Origin of the sequence: Brevundimonas sp. (genome assembly GCF_050729455.1) — a bacterium.
Lineage (GTDB): Bacteria > Pseudomonadota > Alphaproteobacteria > Caulobacterales > Caulobacteraceae > Brevundimonas.
In genome coordinates this window covers 1-19524 of record NZ_JBOHLI010000032.1, presented here as the reverse complement: position 1 = coordinate 19524, position 19524 = coordinate 1, and the positions used below count along the sequence as shown (strand labels likewise).

Sequence of the window (19524 nt, the reverse complement as noted above, 5' to 3'; positions counted from 1 at the left end):
CATGAGCGTCCTCGACATCCGCGACCTGAGCCTGTCGATCGGGTCGACCCCGATCCTCAAGAACGTCAGCCTGTCGGTCGCTCCCGGAGAGATTCTCGGCCTGATCGGCGAAAGCGGCTCGGGCAAGTCGATGACGGCGCTGGCGGTGCTGGGCCTGACGCCGCCGCGCGCGACCGTGACCGGCGAGATTCAGCTAAACGGTCAGCTCATCTCAGGAGCCTCCGACGCAGCCCTGCAAAAGGTGCGCGGGCGCGATATCGGCATCATCTTCCAGGAGCCGATGACGGCGCTGAACCCCGTCATGACCATCGGCGATCAGGTCGCCGAGACGGTGCGTCTGCACAGGAAGACCTCGCGCAAGGAAGCCCTCGCCGTCGCCCGCGCCGTGCTGGACCGCGTCGGCCTGCCCGCCGAGCGCTTTCCCCTGAGCCGCTATCCGCACGAACTGTCGGGCGGCCAGAGACAGCGCGTGGCCATCGCCATCGCCATCGCCCTGACGCCCAAGCTGCTGATCGCCGACGAGGCGACCACGGCTCTGGACGTCACCACCCAGGCCCAGGTTCTGGACCTGCTGAAGCGGCTGGTGCGCGAGGACGGCATGGGCCTGATCCTCATCACCCACGACCTCGCCGTGGTGGCCGAAACCGCCGACCGCGTGGCTGTGATGAAGGACGGCGAACTGGTCGAAGAGGGCGACACGCGCCGCATCTTCACCGGCATGACCCACCCCTATTCGCAGCGCCTGCTGGCCAACGCCACCCACGCCCCGACGCGGCGCAGCCGCCCGCAAGCCGACGCCGCCCCGGTGCTTCAGGTCGAAGGTCTTGTCCGCGAATACGGCGGCGCACCCGCCCTGTTCGGCAAGTCCAAGGCCTTCCGCGCAGTCGATCAGGTCAGCCTGTCGATCCAGCCGGGCGAGAGCGTCGGCCTGGTCGGCGAGAGCGGCTGCGGCAAGTCCACCCTGCTGCGCGCCATCCTGGCGCTGGAGATGCCGCAAGCGGGCCGGGTCCGGGTCAAGGGCCGCGACATCACCGCCGCGCGCGGCGCCGCCCTGAAATCCATCCGCCGCGACATCCAGGTGGTGTTCCAGGACCCCTACGGCAGCTTCGATCCGCGCTGGAAGGTCAGCGATCTGGTGGCCGAAAACTTCCACCTGCTGGACGCCCGCCCCAGCCCCGCCGAGGCGCGCCGCCGCGTCGATGAAATGCTGGAGCGGGTGGGCCTCACCAGCAACGCCGCAGACCGCTACCCCCACGAGTTCTCGGGCGGCCAGCGCCAGCGCATCGCCATCGCCCGCGCCCTGATCACCGAACCCTCGGTCATCTGTCTGGACGAGGCGGTCTCGGCGCTGGACGTCTCGGTGCGGGCCCAGGTGCTGGACCTGCTGGCCGACCTGTCGGACCGCTTGGGACTGTCCTACCTCTTCGTCACCCACGACCTCAGCGTCGTGCGGACGGTGACGGATCGGCTGCTGGTCATGCAGGCCGGTAAGATCGTCGAACAGGGCCAGACGGCCGCCGTCTTCGCCGCCCCGTCCCACCCCTATACGCAGAAACTTCTGGCGGCGACGCCGGATCTAGTCCGCAATACCGCTCTGGAAAAGGAAACCGCCGGATGAACCGCAGAACCGTCCTCGGCTCGGCCCTGATCGGCGCCGCCGCCTCCGCCGCCGGCGCCGCCAGCGCCAAACCCGCCGCTCAAAGCGCGGCGCGCGCCAGCGGCCGCACCGGCCCGCTCAACCTGATCACCGACGTCGAGGGCATCAAGATCGGTCAGGCCCACGACGCGGGCGTCCGCACCGGCGTCACCGTCATCCTGGCCGAGAAGCCCGCTACAGCCGCCGTGGACGTGCGCGGCGGCGGCCCCGCCGGGCGCGAGACCGACGTGTTGAAGCCCGAAAACCTGGTGCAGGAGGTGGACGCCATCGTCCTGTCCGGTGGCTCAGTCTATGGCCTGGCCTCGGGCGACGGCATCGCGGCATGGATGGGGATGCGCGGACGCGGCTACGGCATGGGGGGCGCGCCCGGCGTGCCGCCCTCGCCCATCGTGCCTACCGCCTGCCTCTATGACCTGGCCAATGGCGGGAACAAGAAGTGGGAGATGGACCCGCCCTATCGCCGGCTCGCGGTCGAGGCGCTGGAGGCGGCGGGCGACCGCTTCGACCTGGGTACGGCCGGTGCAGGCTATGGCGCCGAGGCCGGCGCGCTGAAGGGCGGCGTCGGCTCGGCGTCAGCCGTCATGGCCAACGGATGGACGGTCGGCGCCATCGTGGCGGTGAACAGCGTCGGCGCCGTGGTGGCCCCGGGCGGCAAGACCTTCTGGGCCGCGCCGTTCGAGATCGGCGACGAGTTCGGCGGTCTGGGCTCCGCCGGTCTGGCCGCTTCCGCCGAGGACTGGGGGCTGTCGAAGGGCCGCGCTCGCCCGCGCGAAAACACCACCCTCGCCTGCATCGCCACCGACGTGGCCCTGACCCGCGTGGAATGTCAGCGCCTCGCCATCATGGCCCAGGACGGCATGGCCCGCGCCATCCGCCCCAGCCACGCGCCCTACGACGGCGACACCCTGTTCTGCCTGTCGACCGGCAAGAAGCAGATCGACAACCCGGCCCTGCGTCAGATCGCGGTGGCACAGCTGGGCAATGTCGCCGCCGACGTCCTGGCCCGCGCCATCGCGCGCGGCGTCTATCACGCCACCAACTACGAGGGTCAGAGCGGCCAGACCTGGCGGGAGCTGTAAGCCGAGACGGCTGCTTCTTTCCTCCCCACTTTGTGGGGAGGGTGACCACGGAGGTGTGGTGGAGGGGCGGCACGGACATCAACCGTCGAGTCGCCCCCTCCGTCACGTCCGTTATGCGGCCGCGCCACCTCCCCATAAATGGGGAGGAAAACGTCGGTCAGAGCCAGTCGTCGCTGCCGATCGGGGCGCCGGGGGGAATGGGCTGAACCGCCCGTTCGCCTTCGGTCAGGGCCTTCAGGTCCTCGACCGGGCCGGTCAGCAGACCGCCCAGATAGACGCACTGCGCCGTCTCCAGCCGGTCGCCGCGGCACCGCTTCAGCTGATCGCCGAAACGCCGCGCATGGTCGCGCACCGCGCCTTGCGCCGTCGACGACAGGTCCTTGCCCTGGATCAGGACAGCCAGGTTGGTGACATAGCGAGCGCGCACGGCGCGGCGCAGCTCCATCTGGCGCGGGCTCAGCGTCGGACCGGCGCCGACCGCTAGCGCGAGGCGGTCCAGCGTCTCAGGCAGGCCCAGTTGGCCCGCGTCGCGACGCTGCTGCTCGACCAGGCGGTTCAGGCGCGCAGGAGCCAGAACGGATTCGAACACCACCTCTGACGCCGTCGCCGCCGCCGTGGACGGGTCAAACACGACATCGGTCTTGCCGGTGAACAGTTCGATCTCGGTCTGACGATCACCCTCGCCCGACTGGACCGAGGACAGCAGGTCGATCAGCGGATCGCGCAGGTCCAGGACCTCCGGCGACAGGGCCTGCATCAGGGCCTCCAGCGCGGCGCGCTGGCGTTCGGCGAGGACGACCCTGGCCGTCTCGGTCCCGTCGCCCTTGACCGCATAGGCATAGTCCACGCCCGCGATCAGTCGCGCCACCGCCGTCGTCTGATAGCGGTGATAGAGGTAGATCGGCACGATCACCCGCTGCAGGTCCGCCGCCGCCGCGCCGTCGGGGATGTTGTCGAGGCCGAAGCGGTCCAGCGCGATCTTGCGCACCGCCAGAACGTTGGCGAACTCGGCGACCGGATCGGTCCCATTGTCCCACATGGCGGCGTAGGGCTGGGCGCTGCCCAGGGGCCGGGTGTCGGAATCGGAGACGAAGCGATAGCCCCGCCCTTGCGCGTCCGCCACCAGGCCGCCGCGCCGCGCCGCCTCGTCCTGACCGGGCCTGGCCGCGCCATACAGCCAGTCGATGACGAAGTCGTCCCAGGCGCCGACGCCGGTCGTATAGGCCTGGCTGAAGTCCAGCTGATCGCCATTCGCCCGCACCCAGGGGGCCGGATAGTCCATGACCGAGGCCCGGTCGGCGAAGGTGCTGGCCGCGAAATTGTGGGAAATGCCCAGGGCGTGGCCGATCTCGTGCGCCGACAGGTGGCGCAGGCGCTGATAGGCCAGGCGGTCGGGGTCGTCCTGACCGCCCGTGCCGCTCCTGGCGACGCCGACCAGACCCTCGAAGATCATCTTGTCCTGACGGTCGCGCAGCGAGCCCAGTTGCACCACGCCGCGCACGATCTCGCCGGTGCGCGGATCGTCCACGCTGGTCCCGGTGGACCAGCCGCGCGACTCGCGGTGGACCCAGGAGACAATGCTGTAGCGCGCGTCCATCGGATGCGCCCCCTCGGGCAGCAGCTCAACCCGGAAGGCGTCGACATAGCCCGCCTTGTCAAAGGCTTGCGCCCACCAGCTGCCACCCTCGATCAGAGCCTGCTGGATGGCGGGCGGGGCGGCGCGGTCGACATAGAAGACGATGGGCTTCTTGACCGGCGAACGCGCGGCGGTCGGATCGGTCTTCTCCAACCGGAAGCGGCGGGCCAGACGGCTGACCACCGGCTGATCCAGGGCGGCGGCGAAGTCCGTCACCAGAACCTGGCCCGAGGTGCCCGTACGCGGATCGTGCGGCGCCGTGACGAAGCCGTCGTCCGGCAGGCGGATGAACGAGTGCCGCACCGCCAGCGTCACCGAGCGGGAATCGGGCGCGACGCGCGACAGCTCCATGCCCGGCTCGTCGCTGGTGAAAGTCTGGACCGTTTGGAACTCGACGTTGTCGGGGAAGACCAGGGTCTGATCCAGGTCGGCGTAGCCCAGGGTCGGGGCCAGTTTGAATGTCCCCTGCCGCCCGCGCTTCAACCGCCCGGCGGCGTTCAGCGCGTCGCGTTCCAGAAAGCCCGTCAGGTCCACCGTCACCGAGCCGTCGGAGCCCGTTTCGCTCACCTCGCCCGCCCAGACGATGGAGGGCGAGAAGGAGGCCGTCACCGCATTCTGCTGATCGGCGCCGGCGCCCACGGCGCTGAACCGGGTGTTCTCGAACCGGGCCAGAACCCGATTGCCGACCTTCTGGAAGGCGATGATCTGGGTCTGGCCCAGACCCGAACGGTCCAGCCCGACGCCGTCCATGCCCAGACCCGCCGAAATGCCCGGCTGATAGAGGTAGCGGCCCAGCACCCCGTCGGCGCCCGGCGCCGGCAGGCGGACCAGAACCTTGCCCTTTTCACGGTCCAGACGGACCCCGAACAGGCCCTCCTGAAAAGCCGCGGTCGCGGCGGGACGCGACGCCCCCGCCTGAGCCATCACGGGCGCGGCGCCCCCGACCAGAACCAGACCGGCGACGCTCGCCAGCAGAACCTTGCGCAACATGGACCGCCCCCCGCGGTTGACTGAGACTTACTGGACGCCAAGCGCCAGGGCGTCGGGTCGACGCGTGTCGGCGGCGCCCAGGAATCGATCGCCCTCGATCATGATGGACTGGGTGCTGCCCATTGTCATGGACGGGCGGACCGTGTGACCCCGCGCCGCCAGCAGGCGTTCGACGTCGGGCGAGAAGCCGCCCTCCAGCTCCAGCGGACTGTCGCCGCCGCCCTGGTTCAGGCGCGGACGCATGGCCGCCTCGGCGATATTCAGTTGGTGGTCGATGACGTTGACGATCAGTTGGACCATGGTGGCGATGATATAGCCGCCGCCCGGCGTGCCGGTGACCAGCCAGGGCTTTTCGTCGTCGAAGACGATCATCGGCGTGATGGTCGAGCCCAGCCGCTTACCCGGCGCCGGCGCGTTCGGCTCGCCGCCCTCCCTGCCCCACGAGAAGTTGTCGAGCGAGTTGTTCAGCAGGATGCCCGTCCCCACCGGGGCCACGTGGGCGCCGTAGGAGTTGGACAGGGTGTAGGTGTTCGCCACCGCATTGCCGTGGGCGTCGGCCACCGAATAGTGGGTCGTGTCCTGGCTCTCATACGGATAGGGATTGCCGTCAGGGATGTCGGCGGCCGCCAGCGAGCGGTCCATCTGGATCAGCTTGACCCGCTCGGCGGCGAACGCCTTGCTGGCCAGACCGCGCGCGGGCGTCGTCCACTGCGGCGCGCCGCCGATCAGGCGACGGTCCGAGGAGACGATCTTCATCGCTTCCGAGATCAGATGCAGGCTGTCGACGCTGCCCCAGCGCAGGTCGCGCATGGGGAAGTGCTCCAGCAGGTTCAGCCCCTCGGCCACGCTGACGCCCGAGGCGGTCGGCGGCATATAGGCGATGCGGTGATCGCGATAGGTGGACCAGATCGGCGCTGTCACGTCGGCGCGGTAATCGGCCAGATCCTGCTCGTCCATGATCCCGCCACCGGCGCGCACGCCCGCGATGATCTTCCTGGCCAGTTCGCCGCGATAGAAGGCGTCGGCCCCGCCCTGCTGCACCTGACGCAGACTCCAGGCCAGTTGCGGCTGCCTGAACAGCTCGCCCGCACGATAGGACGTGCCGTCCGCCTTCAGATAGGCTTCGCGCGCGCCCGGATCAGTCGCCAGGACGCGGGCGCGACCGGCGGTGGCGTCGGCCTCGCCGTCCGACAGGATCACGCCGTCCTCGGCCAGCTTGACCGCAGGGGCCACAACCTGGGCCCAGGTCAGGACGCCGAAACGCTTGTGCGCCTCCCACATCCCCGCGACGGTGCCGGGCACCGAAACGTTGCGGAAGCCTGAGGGCGCCGCGCGGTCGAACTTGCCGTTGTCGTCCAGCAGCAGATCCGGCGTCGTCGCACGCGGAGCCGTGCCGTAATAATTGATGGCCACGTCCTGGGCCGGGCGATCCGCCGTCGCGGCCATGTGCACGATCATATAGCCGCCGCCGCCGATGTTGCCGGCGCGCGGCAGGGTCACCGCCTCGGCGAAGGCCACGGCCACGGCGGCGTCCACCGCGTTGCCGCCCTGCTTCAGAATGTCGACGCCGACTTGCGTCGCCAAGGCGCTCTGGCTCACGACCATGCCGCCGCGCCCCACCACGGGGCTGTGGATCTGGCCGTAGTTGACGATGTCGCCGCCGCTGCCGACGGCAGGCCGGGTCTGGACCGGCGCCTGCTGAGCCATTGCAGGCGCAGCCGCCAGCACGGCCGCTGCGGCGACCGCCAAAATCTTCACATGAGAACGCATAGCCACCCCGTCACAATTCGCCCCGATCGTCCGAATCCGGAACCTGACATTGGCTCCACACTCAGACGAGAACGCCTGAAGATAGCGATAGCATTGCTAAAAGAGCGAACTCAAGAACGATTCGGAGTGATTACTTTGCTCATTATCCTGGATAACAGCAATATTTAACCTTCAGCAGTTGACGGCGCGATTGTGTCCGTTTCTAGTTCTTGCCGAGGGGAAATCTCCGGGTCAGACGCATTTCGCTTTCAATCGCGCATCCCGGGCGAACTCTCGCACCTACAAAAGCCGGCCGCCGCCGGACGAGCATCGGGGGGATACCGAGTTCGATGACCACCAACGGGGATAATCAGACCATGCGTGCAGCCTTCGCTCGTCGAAGCTTGAAGACGGCCATGTTGGCCACCACGGCGCTGTTCGGCGCCGCGACCGGCGCCGTCGCCCAGGACGCCCCTGAGCCGGAAGCCACCCAGGTCGATGAGATCGTCGTCGTCGGCTCGCAGATTCGCGGCGCCAAGGTGACCGCCGCCCTGCCCGTGACCATGGTCGGAGAGGAGCAGATTCTGGCCTCGGCCGCGACCTCGGGCGACGAGTTGATCCGCTCCATCCCCCAAATGGGCGACGTGACCTTCAACGCCTCCTACCTGCCCGCCAGCTCGAACTCGGCGCGCGGCGACACCGGCTCGGTCAACCTGCGCGGCCTTGGCATCGGCAACACCCTGGTGCTGCTGAACGGCCGCCGCGTGGTCGGCCACCCGACCAGCCAGGCCAACGAGCATCTGGTCCCGGTCCTGACCTACAACACCAACGCCATTCCGGTGACGGGCCTGAAGCGGCTGGAAGTCCTGCGCGACGGGGCCGCCGCCATCTATGGCGCCGACGCTGTGGCCGGGGTCATCAACACCGTCCTGCGCGACGACCTGAACGGCCTGACCGTCTCAGCCCAGTACGGCGGCGCCGAAGGCACCGGAATGCGCGAGACCAATTTCAGCGCCTATGGCGGCCGCGATTTCCTGGACGGTCGGGCCAATCTCTCGGCCTTCCTGAACTATGACTACCGCACCGAGCTTTCGACGACGGATCAGGACTACACCGCTTCGCTCGACAAGCGCCCGCTGTTCGCCGGCACCGGCTTCGAGGGCAACACCTCTCTGAACGGCCGCTCGTCGCTGACGCCGTGGGGCCTGTTCCGACCGACCGGCGGCACGGTGCGTCTGACGCCTACGGGACCGGCCGTCACAGCCTTCAGCATTCAGCCGGCCAGCTTTACCGGCTGCTCCGCGGCGACGTCCAACGGACTGTGCCTCAAGTCCGGCACGACGGTTGACGCCCGCCTCTACTCGGATTCGGCGGCCCAGGGCCTCACCGTCATGCCCGAAGTCGAACGCTTCAACCTCTTCGTAACCGGCAAGTACAAGCTTAACGACAGCATCGAGGCCTTTGGCGAGCTGGGCTATTATCAGGCGGAAACCACCGCCTGGCAGGCGCCGATCAGCACCCTGTCGTCGATCGTCCTGACGATTCCCAAGACCAACTACTATAACCCCTTCGGCGCCACGACCCTGCCCGGCGGCGCCCCGAACCCGAACCGCCTGCCGGGCATTACGGCGCCCGCCGGCGGCGTCGATCTGCTGCTCAGCGGCTATCGCTTCGACGATCTGGGGCCGATCGAGGTCAATGTCGTCAACAAGCAGTATCGCGCCCTGGGCGGTCTGCGCGGCGAGTTCGCCGGCTGGGATTGGGAAAGCGCCCTGGTCTATTCCGAGGCCAGCGCCGAGGACATCAGCGACAACGTCTCGACCACGGCGCTGCAGAAGCAACTCGCCCTGTCGACGCCCGACGCCTACAACCCGTTCAACGGCGGTGACCTGAACAACCCGGCCTTCGGCGACGGCGCCCCCAGCAACACGGCGGCCCTGGACGCCATCCGCCAGAAGATGCGCCGCTATACCGAGACCACCCTGGCCCTGTGGGACTTCAAGGTGTCGCGCCCCGATCTGTTCGCCCTGCCCGCCGGCGACCTGGGCATGGCCGCCGGGGTCGAGGCCCGCCGCGAGACCCAGCTGGACGACCGCGACGCCAGGATCGATGGGACCATCACCTTCACGGACGTCTCGGGCGCGGTTTACAGCGACCTGATCAACTCCTCGATGAACCCGGACACCGAGGGCGACCGCACCGTCTATTCGGCCTACGCCGAGCTGGCCGTTCCCATTGTCTCGCCCGAGATGAACATCCCGTTCGTCCATAATCTGGAAGCCCAGGTGGCCGGCCGCTACGAGCACTATTCGGACTTCGGCGACATCGCCAAGCCCAAGGTCGCCGTGGCCTGGGACCTGGCCGAGGGCCTGCGTCTGCGCGGCTCCTGGGCCCAGGGCTTCCGCGCGCCGAACCTGGAGCAGATCAACGCCAGCATCGTCACCCGCTCGAACAGCAGCACCGACTGGGCCTATTGCGAGGCCCTGACCCGGCGCGGCGCGATCACGGGCCTGAACCGCTGCGTCAGCCCGACCATCACCCCGGGCTTCCCTGACGCTGGATCGGTCAACACCGCGCGCATCCGCCGCAACGTCGCCGAACAGCGCGCCGGCAACCCGGACCTGCAGCCGGAAGAGTCGGAAACCCTGTCGTTCGGCACGGTGATCCAGCCGGACTTCACACCGGCGAACCTGGGCGACTTCACCATCACCATCGACTGGTGGAACGTGAAGCAGGAAGGCATGGTCGGCGTCTTCCGCGGCCAGAACGCCCTGACGCTGGACTATCTGCTGCGCAAGCAGGGCAGCTTCAACCCGAACGTCGTGCGCGCCGCGCCGACGCCGGAAGACGTCGCCATCTTCGCCGGCACGGGGATGCAGGCCGCCGGCGAGATCCTCTACGTCAAGGACCTCTACGACAACCTGCAGCCGCAGGAGGTCCAGGGCATCGACCTGGGCCTGATGTGGAGCCTGCGCGGCACCGACCTCGGCGACTTCAGCGTCAACCTGAACGTCTCGCACCTGCTGAAGTATCACCTGGAGCCGTCGCCGGCCGTTCAAGCCCTGATGGACGCCAAGGCCAAGGGCGACATCGACGCGGCCATCGCCTTCAGCGGCAGCGCCGGCGACCTGATCCGTCAGGGCGGCCGTCCGGAGTGGAAGTGGTCGGCCTCGGCCACCTGGCGCTATCAGAACGTCACCGTGGGCGCCTACACCGCCTATACCGGCAGCGTCGAACAGGACGGCCTGACCAACTCGGTCGGCGAAGTCTGGACCGTCGACTCGCAGATCACCGGCAACCTCTACGGCGAGTATGAGTTCGACAACGACGGCCTGCTGGGCGGAACCGCGGTGCGCGTCGGCGTGCGCAACCTGACCGACGAAGCCCCGCCGCTGGCCTCGGACGGCTACCTGGGCACCGTCTATCAGCCCTACGGCCGCTACTGGTACGCCAGCATCCGCAAGTCGTTCTGACGCGACCTGCTCTGATCGGGCGGAGGACGGGCCATCGTCCTCCGCCCTTCTCTGTTTACTGATGCCTGTTTGTGGAGTTCCCGATGAAACCCGTCTCGATGCGCGTCCTGGCGGTCGCGGCCGCCCTGTCCAGCCTGGCCGCTCCGGCCGCCGCCGCTGAACTGTCGCCCCAGGCCCGCGCCCAGATCACCGGCGCGGTCGAGCGCAACCAGCCCGCCCTGGACCACGCCGCGCTGGAAATCTGGAAGTTCGCGGAGTTGGGCTATCAGGAGACCCAAAGCTCGACCCTGCTGCAGGGCCAACTGACCGAGGCCGGCTTCAACGTCACGCCCGGCATCGCCAATGAACCCACCGCCTTCCTGGCCAGCTTCAAGACCGGCGACGGTCCGGTCATCGCGGTCCTGGCCGAATACGACGCCCTGCCCGGCCTGTCGCAGACGATGAACCCGGTGCAGGAATCGGCCGGCGGCCACGCCGGTCACGGCTGCGGCCACAACCTGTTCGGCGCCGCCTCGGTCCACGCCGCCATTGCGGTCAAGGACTGGATGATCGCCAACAACATCAAGGGCGAACTGCGCGTCTATGGCACGCCCGCCGAAGAGGGCGGCTCGGGCAAGGTCTATATGGTCCGCGACGGCCTGTTCAACGACGTGGACGTCGCCGTCCACTGGCACCCCGGCAACGTCAACAGCGCCCGCCAGGGCGACACCATGTCCAACGTCTCGGGCAAGTTCCGCTTCTACGGCACGGCCGCTCACGCCGCCGCCGCCCCGGACCGTGGCCGCTCGGCCCTGGACGGGGTCGAGGCCATGAACGCCATGGTCAACCTGATGCGCGAGCACGTGCCCGACCGCACCCGCATCCATTACGCCATCACCGACGGCGCCAAGGCCCCCAACGTCGTCCCGGCCTTCGCCGAGAGCTACTACTACGTCCGCCACAACGATCCGCAGATCGTCCGCGACGTGCTGGAGCGAGTGAAGAAGGCGGCCGAGGGCGCGGCGCTGGGCACCGGCACCCGCGTCGAGTTCGAGGCCATCGGCGGCGTCTATTCCATGCTGCCGAACGAGGCCCTGATGACCGTCATGGACCGCAACCTGCGCCATGTCGGCGGCATCACCTGGACGCCGGAAGAGATCGCACTGGCGACCGAGATCCAGAAGACCCTGCCGACGAAACCCGACCTCGCCTCTGTCGGTACGATCGAACCGGCCGTGATCGGCGGCGACTTCGGCGGCTCGACCGACGTGTCGGACGTCAGCTGGGTCACGCCGACCGTCGGCCTGTCCACCGCCACCTTCGTCCCCGGCTCGGCGGGTCACAGCTGGCAGAACGTGGTGGCCGCCGGCTCGACCATCGGCCTGAAGGGCGCGCATCTGGCGGCCAAGACCCTGGCCCTGACCACCGCCGAACTGTTCCAAAGCCCCGAGACCGTTACCGCGGCCAAGGCCGAGTTCGACCGCCGTCGCGGCCCGGACTTCAAGTACGAGGCCCTGCTGGGCGACCGCGCCCCGGCGCTGAACTACCGCGACTGATCCTGAGCGGGACTGACGCCGCCGGACGGGCCTGTCCCCGTCGGCGGCGTTTCCGCCATCTCCTCGACCCGCGCCGCCGGCTTGACGTGCACCGCGCGGGCCGGCTTGCCCGCGTGGATGGCCAGAGCCCGCTGCTCCACCTCCTCCAGAATGACCGCCAGCTCCTTGTCGGTCAGGTGCTCGATGCCGATGAAGCGAGCGTCGGCCTTTCTGACGGCGTAGATCAGCTCGTCCATCTTGGCGTGCATGGCCGCCGCGTCACGGTTCTGGGTGTTCTGGATCAGGAAGACCATCAGGAAGGTGACGATGGTCGTGCCGGTGTTGACCACCAGTTGCCAGGCCTGGCTGAAGTGGAAGACCGGACCCGTGACGGCCCAGGCCAGCACCAGCGCCAGACAGGCGATGAAGGTCCACGGCCGCCCCGCGATCTTGGCCGTCGCATTGGCGAAATGATTGAACAGCTTTTCCATTCCGGCGGAACGGCGGCGTTTGCCGCTTGTTCCGCCGGATCAGGACTGGATCAGTCCGCCTTCGCGGGCGCCCGCGTGCCGATGGTGCGGTCCAGGAAGTCGAGGTAGGTGCGCCACAGGTGCAGCTTCCGGTCGTCGCCCTGCACGCCGTGACGCTGACCGGGATAGAGCATGGTCTCGAAGGGAATGCTCCTGGCCTGAAGGGCGTCCAGCACCCGCGTGGTGTTCTCGAAGATGACGTTGTCGTCGGCCATGCCGTGCAGCAGCAGCAGACGTCCGCTCAGCTTGTCGATGCGGTTGACCACGTCGGAGGCGGCATAGCCCTCTGCGTTCGCCTGCGGCGTCGACATATAGCGTTCGGTATAGGCGGTGTCGTAGAGGCTCCACTCGGTCGGCGGCGCGCCGGCGAGGGCCGAGGCCAGCCCCATCCGGGGCTCGGTCAGCGCCATCAGGCTCATGAAGCCGCCATAGGACCAGCCCATCATGGCGATGCGGCTGTCGTCGACATAGGGCAGCGACCGCAGGTAGTCGGCGGCGATGACCTGATCCTCGATCTCCGGCTGGCCCATCTTCAGATAGAGGGCCTGCTTGAAGGCCGCCGAGCGGTCGCCCTCGCCCCGGTTGTCCAAGCGGAAGACGATATAGCCCGCCTCGGTCAGCAACTGGTTGGTCGCCGGTTGCCACGACTGTTTCACGCCCCCGCCGGACGGTCCGCCATAGACCTGCATCACCACAGGGTATTTCTTCGTCGGATCGAAGCCGGGCGGCGTCGTCATCTGCCAGACCAGCATCTCGCCATGGCTGTCCAGCGTGCCGAACTCCGGCGTCTGGCGGCGCGAGGCGTAGGGATAATAGGGATGGGTCTCGTCCAGCCGGTTCTCCTCGATCCAGCGGATGAGCGTCCCGTCAGCCCGGTACAGGCCCGAGCGCGGCGGTGTCGCCGGGTCGGAATAGTCGCCGACGAAGGCCGTCCCGGTCTTGTTCATCGAGGCCGACCACCAGCCGCCGTCTTCCGTCACGGGCTTGGCAGCGCGCAGTTCGTTCAGCGAGGCGCGCCACAGCCGCTGTGTGGTGGGGCGTTCGCCCTGCACGTCGCACATGGCCACCTGGCCGCCCGGCAGCGGGCAGGCGCTGTGCCCGCCCGTCACGCCGGCGGGCCGCTCTGCATAACCGAAGGAGGCGGTGAAGAAGACGTCGCCGGTCTGCTGGTTGACGCCGTTCAGGCTCTTCACCGGCCATGGGCCATAGGTGATCGGCTGCAGCATCGCGCCGTCGCGGTCATACAGATACAGGTGCTTCCACCCGGTCTCTTCCGACGACCAGATGAATTTCCCGTCGTCCAGCGCCTTGAAGTCGTGGTTCAGCGGAACCCAGGCCTCGGAGGTCTGGGTGGCGATGACGCGGCTGGCGCCGGTCGCCGGATCGACGCTCAGCAGGTCCAGGGTCTTCTGATCGCGCGACAGGCGCTGGACGTACATGGTCTTGCCGTCCGCGGCCCAGTTGACGCGCGCCAGATAGATGTCGGCGTTCGCGCCCAGATCGACCTTGACCCGGCGGCCCGCCCGCACGTCCTGCACATAAAGCTCGACCACCGCATTGGGGCGACCGGCGCGCGGGTAGCGCTGCTCGATCACCGAGGCGCCGCCGCCGGTGATGTCCAGGCGCGGAATGACGTCGACCTGGGTCTCGTCCGTGCGTTGCAGGGCGATGAAGCGCTCGTCCGGGCTCCACCAATAGCCGGTGTCGCGGTCCAGCTCTTCCTGGGCGATGAACTCGGCCGTGGCCCAGGTGATCAGGCCGTCGCCGTCCGTGGTGATGGCCTTTTCGGCGCGGGAGGTCAGGTCGAGGATCACCAGGTCCTGATCGCGCACGAAGCTGACGAAGGAGCCCTTGGGCGAGACCTTGGCGTCGATCTCGTCCGCCGCGGTTTCGGTCAGGCGACGCACGCTGCTGTCAGCGCGATTGGCCAGGAAGATGTCGCCTTCCAGCGGGGCCAGGATGTAGCGGCCCTGCTCGTCCCAGGAATATTCGACCACGCCGCGCGCCGAGATGCGCATCCGCTCGCGGCGCGCCTTTTCGGCTTCCGACAGTTCGCCCGCGTCGGGGACCAGGGCCCGCGCGTCGATCAGCTTGAACGGCTCGCCGCCCGCCACCGGCGCGGCCCACAGGTCCAACACATCCACGTCGTCATCCCGCGAGCGCAGGAAGGCGACCAGTTCGCCGTCGGGAGACAGGCTGACGCCCTTGGCCACCGGCCCGGCCAGGGACGGACTGGCGAACACCCGCTCGACTGTCAGGATCGAGGACGCCGGAGCCGTGGCGGCGGGCGGCGCCGCGGGCTGCTGAGCGGATTGGGCGAAGGCCGAGGTCGCGGCCATCAGGATCGTCGAAGCAAGAAGGAATGTGCGCATGGCGGCGAAGCTAGAGGCGGAATCTTCCGTCGTCATCCGCAAATCTGCCCGGCTGCGACGCCCGCGAGCCTTTCGCATTCGTCCTCGACGGCCTAGGTAGTCGCCATGACTGACGCCCCCCTCGCCGCGCCGCCCGTCAAGGCCAGCCCGTTTCATGATCTGGAAGTCCTGTGGGTCCGCCACTGGACCGACCAGCTGTTCAGCTTCGGCCTGAAACGGCCCGAGGATTTCCGCTTCCGCTCGGGCGAGTTCGTCATGATCGGTCTGCCGGGCGAAGACGGCGCAAAGCCGGTGCTGCGCGCCTATTCCATCGCCAGCCCCTTCTGGGCGGAGGAACTGGAGTTCTTCTCGATCAAGGTGGCCGACGGTCCGCTGACCTCGCGCCTGCAGAAGATCCAGCCCGGCGACAGCGTCCTGATGGGTAAGAAGCCGACCGGAACCCTGGTGCTGGACGCCCTGACCGGCGGCGAGCGTCTGTGGCTGATCGGCACGGGCACGGGTCTGGCGCCCTGGCTGTCGGTGGCGCGCGATCCGGAGACCTATTCGCGCTTCAACCAGGTCATCGTCTGCCACACGGTGCGCAATGTCGCCGACCTGGCCTACCGCGACTTCTTCACCCACGAGATCCACGACGACCCGCTGATCGGCGACGAGGCCAGGGCCCAGCTGACCTATTACCCGACCGTGACGCGCGAGCGCTTCGAAACGCCGGGCCGCATCACCGACCGCATCAAGTCGGGCGACGTCTTCGCCGACCTGCAACTGCCCATCGGCTTCTCGCCCAACAGCGACCGCGTCATGCTGTGCGGCTCGATGGCCATGATCAAGGAGACCGGCGAACTGCTGGAATCCTACGGCCTCAAGGAAGGCTCGAACGCCGAACCCGGCGACTATGTTCTGGAGCGCGCCTTTGTCGGCTGACCTGATGACCGCCCCCCGCAACGTCGCTCCCCGATCGGTAGATATCGACGCGCGCAAGGCGCCGGAAGACTGCGCCAGCATGGTCGAGGTGCGTCAGGGCGTGGACGCCCTGGACCGCGCCCTGGTGACCCTTCTGGCCGAGCGTCAGCGCTACATGGACGCCGCCGCCCGCATCAAGCCGAACCGCGACGCCGTCTTCGATCAGGCCCGCATCGACGACGTGGTAGCCAAGGTGTTGGCTGCGGCCCAGCCCGCCGGCCTGTCGCCCGACATCGCCGAGCCGGTCTGGCGCCTGCTGATCGACCGCTGCATCGCCCACGAGTTCGCCAAGTATGACGCCACGCGGGGCTGAGGCGAACCTCAGCCCTTCAGGCCTCTCAGCGCCAGTTCATGACGATAGGCGGCGACGTCGGCCAGGGCCGCGTCCAGCGCCGTCCTGACCCGTTCCAGCCCCGCCAGGGCCGACGCCTGTTCGCCATGCTCGACCTCGGCGCAGACGGCCGCCAGATCCTTCGCCCCGACGCCCGCGCTCGCCCCGCGAATGGTGTGCACAGCGTCGCGCCAGCCCTCCGACGAGGCGTCCAGCAGGGACGACCACAGGGCGGCCTGCTGAGTGAACAGGCCCAGCACCTCCTCGGTGATGTCGTCCGCGCCGCCAGTCATGGTCTCGAGGACGGTGAAGTCCACCGCCCCCGTCAGATCACGCGCCGCCATCAGGCCTCCGGCGTCTTGGCCAGACGCGCGTTCCTCGACGACCACAGCAGATAGATGGCCAGACCGCCCAGATTCCACAGCAGGAAGTAGAACTGGGTCGAGGCCTTCAGGCTGAAGAAGAAGGTGATGCAGCCGATGATGGCGATGCCGCCGACCAGCCACCACAGCGGGGTTTTGAACTTGCGCTCGCGGTTGGGCTCGCGCAGGCGCAGCACGATCAGGCTGACGCCCACGGCCATGAAGGCCATCAGGGTGCCGGCGTTGGCCAGCGAGGCCAGTTCGTCCAGGCGCATGATGCCGGCCAGGATGGCGACGACGATGGCGGTGAAGACCGTCACCACCGTCGGCACGCCGCGCGTCGAGATCTTGGCCAGGCGGTTGGGCAGCAGGCCGTCCCGGGCCATGCCCAGGAAGATGCGGCTCTGGCCGAACAGGAAGGCCAGCAGCACGGTCGGCAGGGCGATGACGGCGGCGGCGGCGATCCACTGGGCCGCGACGCCCTGACCCAGACCACGCATGATCAGGGCCAGAGGTTCGGGGCTGTCGGCGAAGCTGGCGACCGGGGCGGCACCGATCGCGGCGGCGGCGACGGCGATATAGAGAATGGTGCAGACCACCATCGAGCCGACGATGCCGATGGCCAGATCGCGCTCGGGCTTCTTGGTCTCCTCGGCCGCCGTGGCGATGGCGTCAAAGCCGTAGAAGGCAAAGAAGATGATGGCCGCCGCCGCCATAACGCCCGTCTGGACGAAGGGCGCGCCGAAGCCGTGCGGCATGAACGGGGTGAAGTTGGCGGCGTCGAAATTCGGCAGGGCGATGGCGACGAAGGCGACCAGAGCGGCGATCTTCACCAGCACCAGCACGGCGTTCAGCGTGGCGCTTTCCTTGGTGCCCATCAGCAGCAGGCCCGTCACCACGGCGATGATAAAGACGGCCGGCAGGTTGATCAGCCCGCCCTCGACGTGCGGTCCGACCGTCAGCGCCAGCGGCAGGTCGATGCCCATCCCGCTGAGGAAGGGAATGGCGTAGCCCGACCAGCCCACGGCCACCGCCGAGACGACCAGCGAATATTCCAGGATCAGGCTCCACCCCACGACCCAGGCGAAGATCTCGCCCAGAACGGCGTAGGAATAGGTATAGGCGCTGCCCGAGGCGGGCATGATGGTCGACAGCTCGGCATAGGCCAGGGCGGCGCAGGCGCAGACCAGGCCGGCCAGACCAAAGCTGATCAGCACCGCCGGACCCGCCAGGCCGGCGCCGACCCCGATCAAGGTCAGGATGCCCGTGCCGACAATGGCCCCGACGCCCAGGGCCATCAGGTGCGGCCAACTGAGGGTCTTTTTCAGCGCCGGCCCCTCGTGCGGAGCCAGCATCGCATCGATCGACCGCCGACGGTTCCAGAACGCCATATGTAATATTCCCCCGAGGCCGCATCTGTCGGCGGCCGATTCCGGGCGGGACCTTAGCGCGCGTCACAAACTTTTTGAAATGCCCTAATTCCGCCCTTGCGCCCCTCCGGCATCCTGAGTATTAGGACGGCCCTTCCAGCGGCCTACAGGGCTGCGGCGAAGGACCGGCGCCACACCAAGGGCGCAGACGACGGTACGGGTGATTAGCTCAGTTGGTAGAGCAGCTGACTCTTAATCAGCGGGTCCACAGTTCGAACCTGTGATCACCCACCATCGTTTTCTCTTACATTTCAAATGCTTAACCCCATCGGGGGCGCGGTTTGTTTGCGAACGAAACGGCAACCGTGAGACTTCGCCAAAGTCTCACGTGAGACCTTGACGCGAAACGTTCTCTTTGCTCCGCGCTCCCGTGCGCCGCGCCGCATCCTTCCGCGGGCGAGATCGAACCCGGCCGACGTTTCCGTGCCCGAACGGGGGCCCGTTCCGTCCGGCGGCGCGATCCTGAAGGTCCAGAGCCGTCAGTCCATCGGCAGAGGAACGCTGTCGGCTAGATCACCCCGGCCATCTCAAGCCCATTTTTGACCAGATCCAAGTCTGCTCTCTGCGAGGAAATTACGCCGCGACCGTCCCTCGACGTCTCTTCCAGGCATTGGATATAGGTCGACCGATAGGACTTGATCTGGTCAACGAGAGAGAAGCGCCTGTTGAACCGAGGGCCGCACAGGGTCACTATTCGTAGCGGCTTGTCGATGTGGAACAGGGATGTATGCATCGCTGACCCGCTCGCGCCGACCACCACGTCAGCACGGTTAAAGACGGCGATCTGATCCTCGATCGAAAGATCCTGTGGGTGGATGATCTCGAATCCGGAGTGTGAGAGCATGGCCTCGATTTCATCCTCGCCTTCAATCCTGCGCTCCGCACCCAAGCGAGATCGGGACAGGTAGACGGTCCACGAAGGAGTGAAACCTGAGCGTTTGAGCGCCTGCTCCGCGATCCTCTTATGCTCGGCGTCATGGGCTTCGTAGATGACCCCGTCAGAGAGAAGCGAGGAACTCGGGACGACGACCTTTCGGAACAAGGTGGGCCGTTCCGGCGTCATGTAGACGCGCTTGGCCCCCAGAGAGGCGAGCCTTGCACTGAAGCCGGACAGCGGAGAGGTCAAAAGGCACGGATTGTCGTCAACGTGCCATAGGCGGGACAACCCATCGGTGATGTGGTGCCCGTAGTGAGCCATAACGGCGCCGCCGAACGTCACCGGATAATCGACGACTTCCTCAGCTCTAGCGTTAATCGCGACCGGATCGTGCTTGTCGAGCTTCGCGAGAGTGGCGGGTCTCATGCCCGGGTAGGGCTGACGTGCCTCTGAGGTTTCATCCAGCGGCGACCAGAGTCCTTGGGTTAGTTACGCCTCGCAGCGTGGGGTGAGCAACAGGCCGGGCCGCGCAGCTTTCATCCTGCGCAGCGGGTCGGCCTGTTG

The 19524-nt window shown here is 67.7% G+C and carries 13 protein-coding genes and 1 tRNA gene; 7 read left to right on the top strand and 7 right to left on the bottom strand.

Annotated elements, in window-relative coordinates:
- Position 1: 1 nt before the first annotated feature.
- Both ACREEF_RS09645 and ACREEF_RS09640 read left to right on the top strand, forming a co-directional pair.
- Positions 2 to 1618, top strand: a complete 1617-nt coding sequence (locus tag ACREEF_RS09645; protein ID WP_431565372.1) for an ABC transporter ATP-binding protein — start codon at positions 2 to 4, stop codon at positions 1616 to 1618.
- Positions 1615 to 2736 (top strand): P1 family peptidase, encoded by a 1122-nt coding sequence (locus ACREEF_RS09640; protein WP_431565371.1) that lies wholly within the window; start codon positions 1615 to 1617, stop codon positions 2734 to 2736. The genes ACREEF_RS09645 and ACREEF_RS09640 overlap by 4 nt, the downstream gene beginning before the upstream one ends.
- 157 nt (positions 2737 to 2893) lie before the next feature.
- Here the strand turns inward: ACREEF_RS09640 and ACREEF_RS09635 are convergent, their stop codons facing one another.
- Positions 2894 to 5362, bottom strand: a complete 2469-nt coding sequence (locus ACREEF_RS09635; RefSeq protein WP_431565370.1) for a zinc-dependent metalloprotease — start codon at positions 5360 to 5362, stop codon at positions 2894 to 2896.
- A gap of 27 nt (positions 5363 to 5389) precedes the next feature.
- Positions 5390 to 7132 (bottom strand): gamma-glutamyltransferase, encoded by a 1743-nt coding sequence (ggt, locus tag ACREEF_RS09630; protein WP_431565369.1) that lies wholly within the window; start codon positions 7130 to 7132, stop codon positions 5390 to 5392.
- A gap of 395 nt (positions 7133 to 7527) precedes the next feature.
- Between ggt and ACREEF_RS09625 the strand changes: the two genes are divergently transcribed.
- Together ACREEF_RS09625 and ACREEF_RS09620 are read left to right on the top strand one after the other, a co-directional pair.
- On the top strand, positions 7528 to 10584 hold the full coding sequence (locus tag ACREEF_RS09625) for a TonB-dependent receptor domain-containing protein (protein WP_431565368.1): 3057 nt from the start codon (positions 7528 to 7530) through the stop codon (positions 10582 to 10584).
- Between the two features lie 83 nt (positions 10585 to 10667).
- A complete protein-coding gene (locus ACREEF_RS09620; protein WP_431565367.1) occupies positions 10668 to 12119 on the top strand; it encodes an amidohydrolase in 1452 nt (483 codons plus the stop codon).
- On the opposite strand, the gene ACREEF_RS09615 is transcribed toward ACREEF_RS09620, so the two are convergent.
- The gene (locus ACREEF_RS09615; RefSeq protein WP_431565366.1) at positions 12107 to 12589 is read right to left on the bottom strand and encodes a low affinity iron permease family protein; all 483 of its coding nucleotides are present in this window, start codon (positions 12587 to 12589) and stop codon (positions 12107 to 12109) included. The genes ACREEF_RS09620 and ACREEF_RS09615 overlap by 13 nt on opposite strands.
- Before the next feature lie 50 nt (positions 12590 to 12639).
- Positions 12640 to 15000: a S9 family peptidase gene (locus ACREEF_RS09610; protein WP_431565365.1), complete on the bottom strand. Its 2361-nt coding sequence runs from the start codon at positions 14998 to 15000 to the stop codon at positions 12640 to 12642.
- A 105-nt stretch (positions 15001 to 15105) separates the two neighbouring features.
- Here ACREEF_RS09610 and ACREEF_RS09605 point away from each other — a divergent pair, with 105 nt between their 5' ends.
- Entirely contained in the window at positions 15106 to 15921 is an 816-nt protein-coding gene (locus tag ACREEF_RS09605; protein WP_431565364.1) for a ferredoxin--NADP reductase, read from the top strand.
- A gap of 4 nt (positions 15922 to 15925) precedes the next feature.
- Positions 15926 to 16273 (top strand): chorismate mutase, encoded by a 348-nt coding sequence (locus ACREEF_RS09600; protein ID WP_431565363.1) that lies wholly within the window; start codon positions 15926 to 15928, stop codon positions 16271 to 16273.
- 8 nt (positions 16274 to 16281) lie between these two features.
- On the opposite strand, the gene ACREEF_RS09595 is transcribed toward ACREEF_RS09600, so the two are convergent.
- Together ACREEF_RS09595 and ACREEF_RS09590 are read right to left on the bottom strand one after the other, a co-directional pair.
- On the bottom strand, positions 16282 to 16635 hold the full coding sequence (locus tag ACREEF_RS09595; protein ID WP_431565362.1) for an Hpt domain-containing protein: 354 nt from the start codon (positions 16633 to 16635) through the stop codon (positions 16282 to 16284).
- Entirely contained in the window at positions 16635 to 18044 is a 1410-nt protein-coding gene (locus ACREEF_RS09590) for an amino acid permease (protein ID WP_431565361.1), read from the bottom strand. Before ACREEF_RS09590 ends, ACREEF_RS09595 begins: the two co-directional genes overlap by 1 nt.
- A gap of 197 nt (positions 18045 to 18241) precedes the next feature.
- Here ACREEF_RS09590 and ACREEF_RS09585 point away from each other — a divergent pair.
- Positions 18242 to 18317: transfer RNA gene (locus ACREEF_RS09585), tRNA-Lys, on the top strand.
- 274 nt (positions 18318 to 18591) lie between these two features.
- Here ACREEF_RS09585 and ACREEF_RS09580 read toward each other — a convergent pair.
- Positions 18592 to 19386 carry a glycosyltransferase family 61 protein gene (locus ACREEF_RS09580; protein WP_431565360.1) on the bottom strand — a complete coding sequence of 265 codons (795 nt, stop codon included), beginning with the start codon at positions 19384 to 19386 and terminating at the stop codon, positions 18592 to 18594.
- Positions 19387 to 19524 lie beyond the last annotated feature (138 nt).

What these genes read in the sequence shown, in the direction of transcription:
- ACREEF_RS09645 (WP_431565372.1), top strand. Translation starts at nt 2, where the DNA reads ATGAGCGTCCTCGACATCCGCGACCTGAGCCTGTCGATCGGGTCGACC.
- ACREEF_RS09640 (WP_431565371.1), top strand. Translation starts at nt 1,615, where the DNA reads ATGAACCGCAGAACCGTCCTCGGCTCGGCCCTGATCGGCGCCGCCGCC.
- ACREEF_RS09635 (WP_431565370.1), bottom strand. Translation starts at nt 5,362, where the DNA reads ATGTTGCGCAAGGTTCTGCTGGCGAGCGTCGCCGGTCTGGTTCTGGTC.
- ggt (WP_431565369.1), bottom strand. Translation starts at nt 7,132, where the DNA reads ATGCGTTCTCATGTGAAGATTTTGGCGGTCGCCGCAGCGGCCGTGCTG.
- ACREEF_RS09625 (WP_431565368.1), top strand. Translation starts at nt 7,528, where the DNA reads ATGTTGGCCACCACGGCGCTGTTCGGCGCCGCGACCGGCGCCGTCGCC.
- ACREEF_RS09620 (WP_431565367.1), top strand. Translation starts at nt 10,668, where the DNA reads ATGAAACCCGTCTCGATGCGCGTCCTGGCGGTCGCGGCCGCCCTGTCC.
- ACREEF_RS09615 (WP_431565366.1), bottom strand. Translation starts at nt 12,589, where the DNA reads ATGGAAAAGCTGTTCAATCATTTCGCCAATGCGACGGCCAAGATCGCG.
- ACREEF_RS09610 (WP_431565365.1), bottom strand. Translation starts at nt 15,000, where the DNA reads ATGCGCACATTCCTTCTTGCTTCGACGATCCTGATGGCCGCGACCTCG.
- ACREEF_RS09605 (WP_431565364.1), top strand. Translation starts at nt 15,106, where the DNA reads ATGACTGACGCCCCCCTCGCCGCGCCGCCCGTCAAGGCCAGCCCGTTT.
- ACREEF_RS09600 (WP_431565363.1), top strand. Translation starts at nt 15,926, where the DNA reads ATGACCGCCCCCCGCAACGTCGCTCCCCGATCGGTAGATATCGACGCG.
- ACREEF_RS09595 (WP_431565362.1), bottom strand. Translation starts at nt 16,635, where the DNA reads ATGGCGGCGCGTGATCTGACGGGGGCGGTGGACTTCACCGTCCTCGAG.
- ACREEF_RS09590 (WP_431565361.1), bottom strand. Translation starts at nt 18,044, where the DNA reads ATGGCGTTCTGGAACCGTCGGCGGTCGATCGATGCGATGCTGGCTCCG.
- ACREEF_RS09580 (WP_431565360.1), bottom strand. Translation starts at nt 19,386, where the DNA reads ATGAGACCCGCCACTCTCGCGAAGCTCGACAAGCACGATCCGGTCGCG.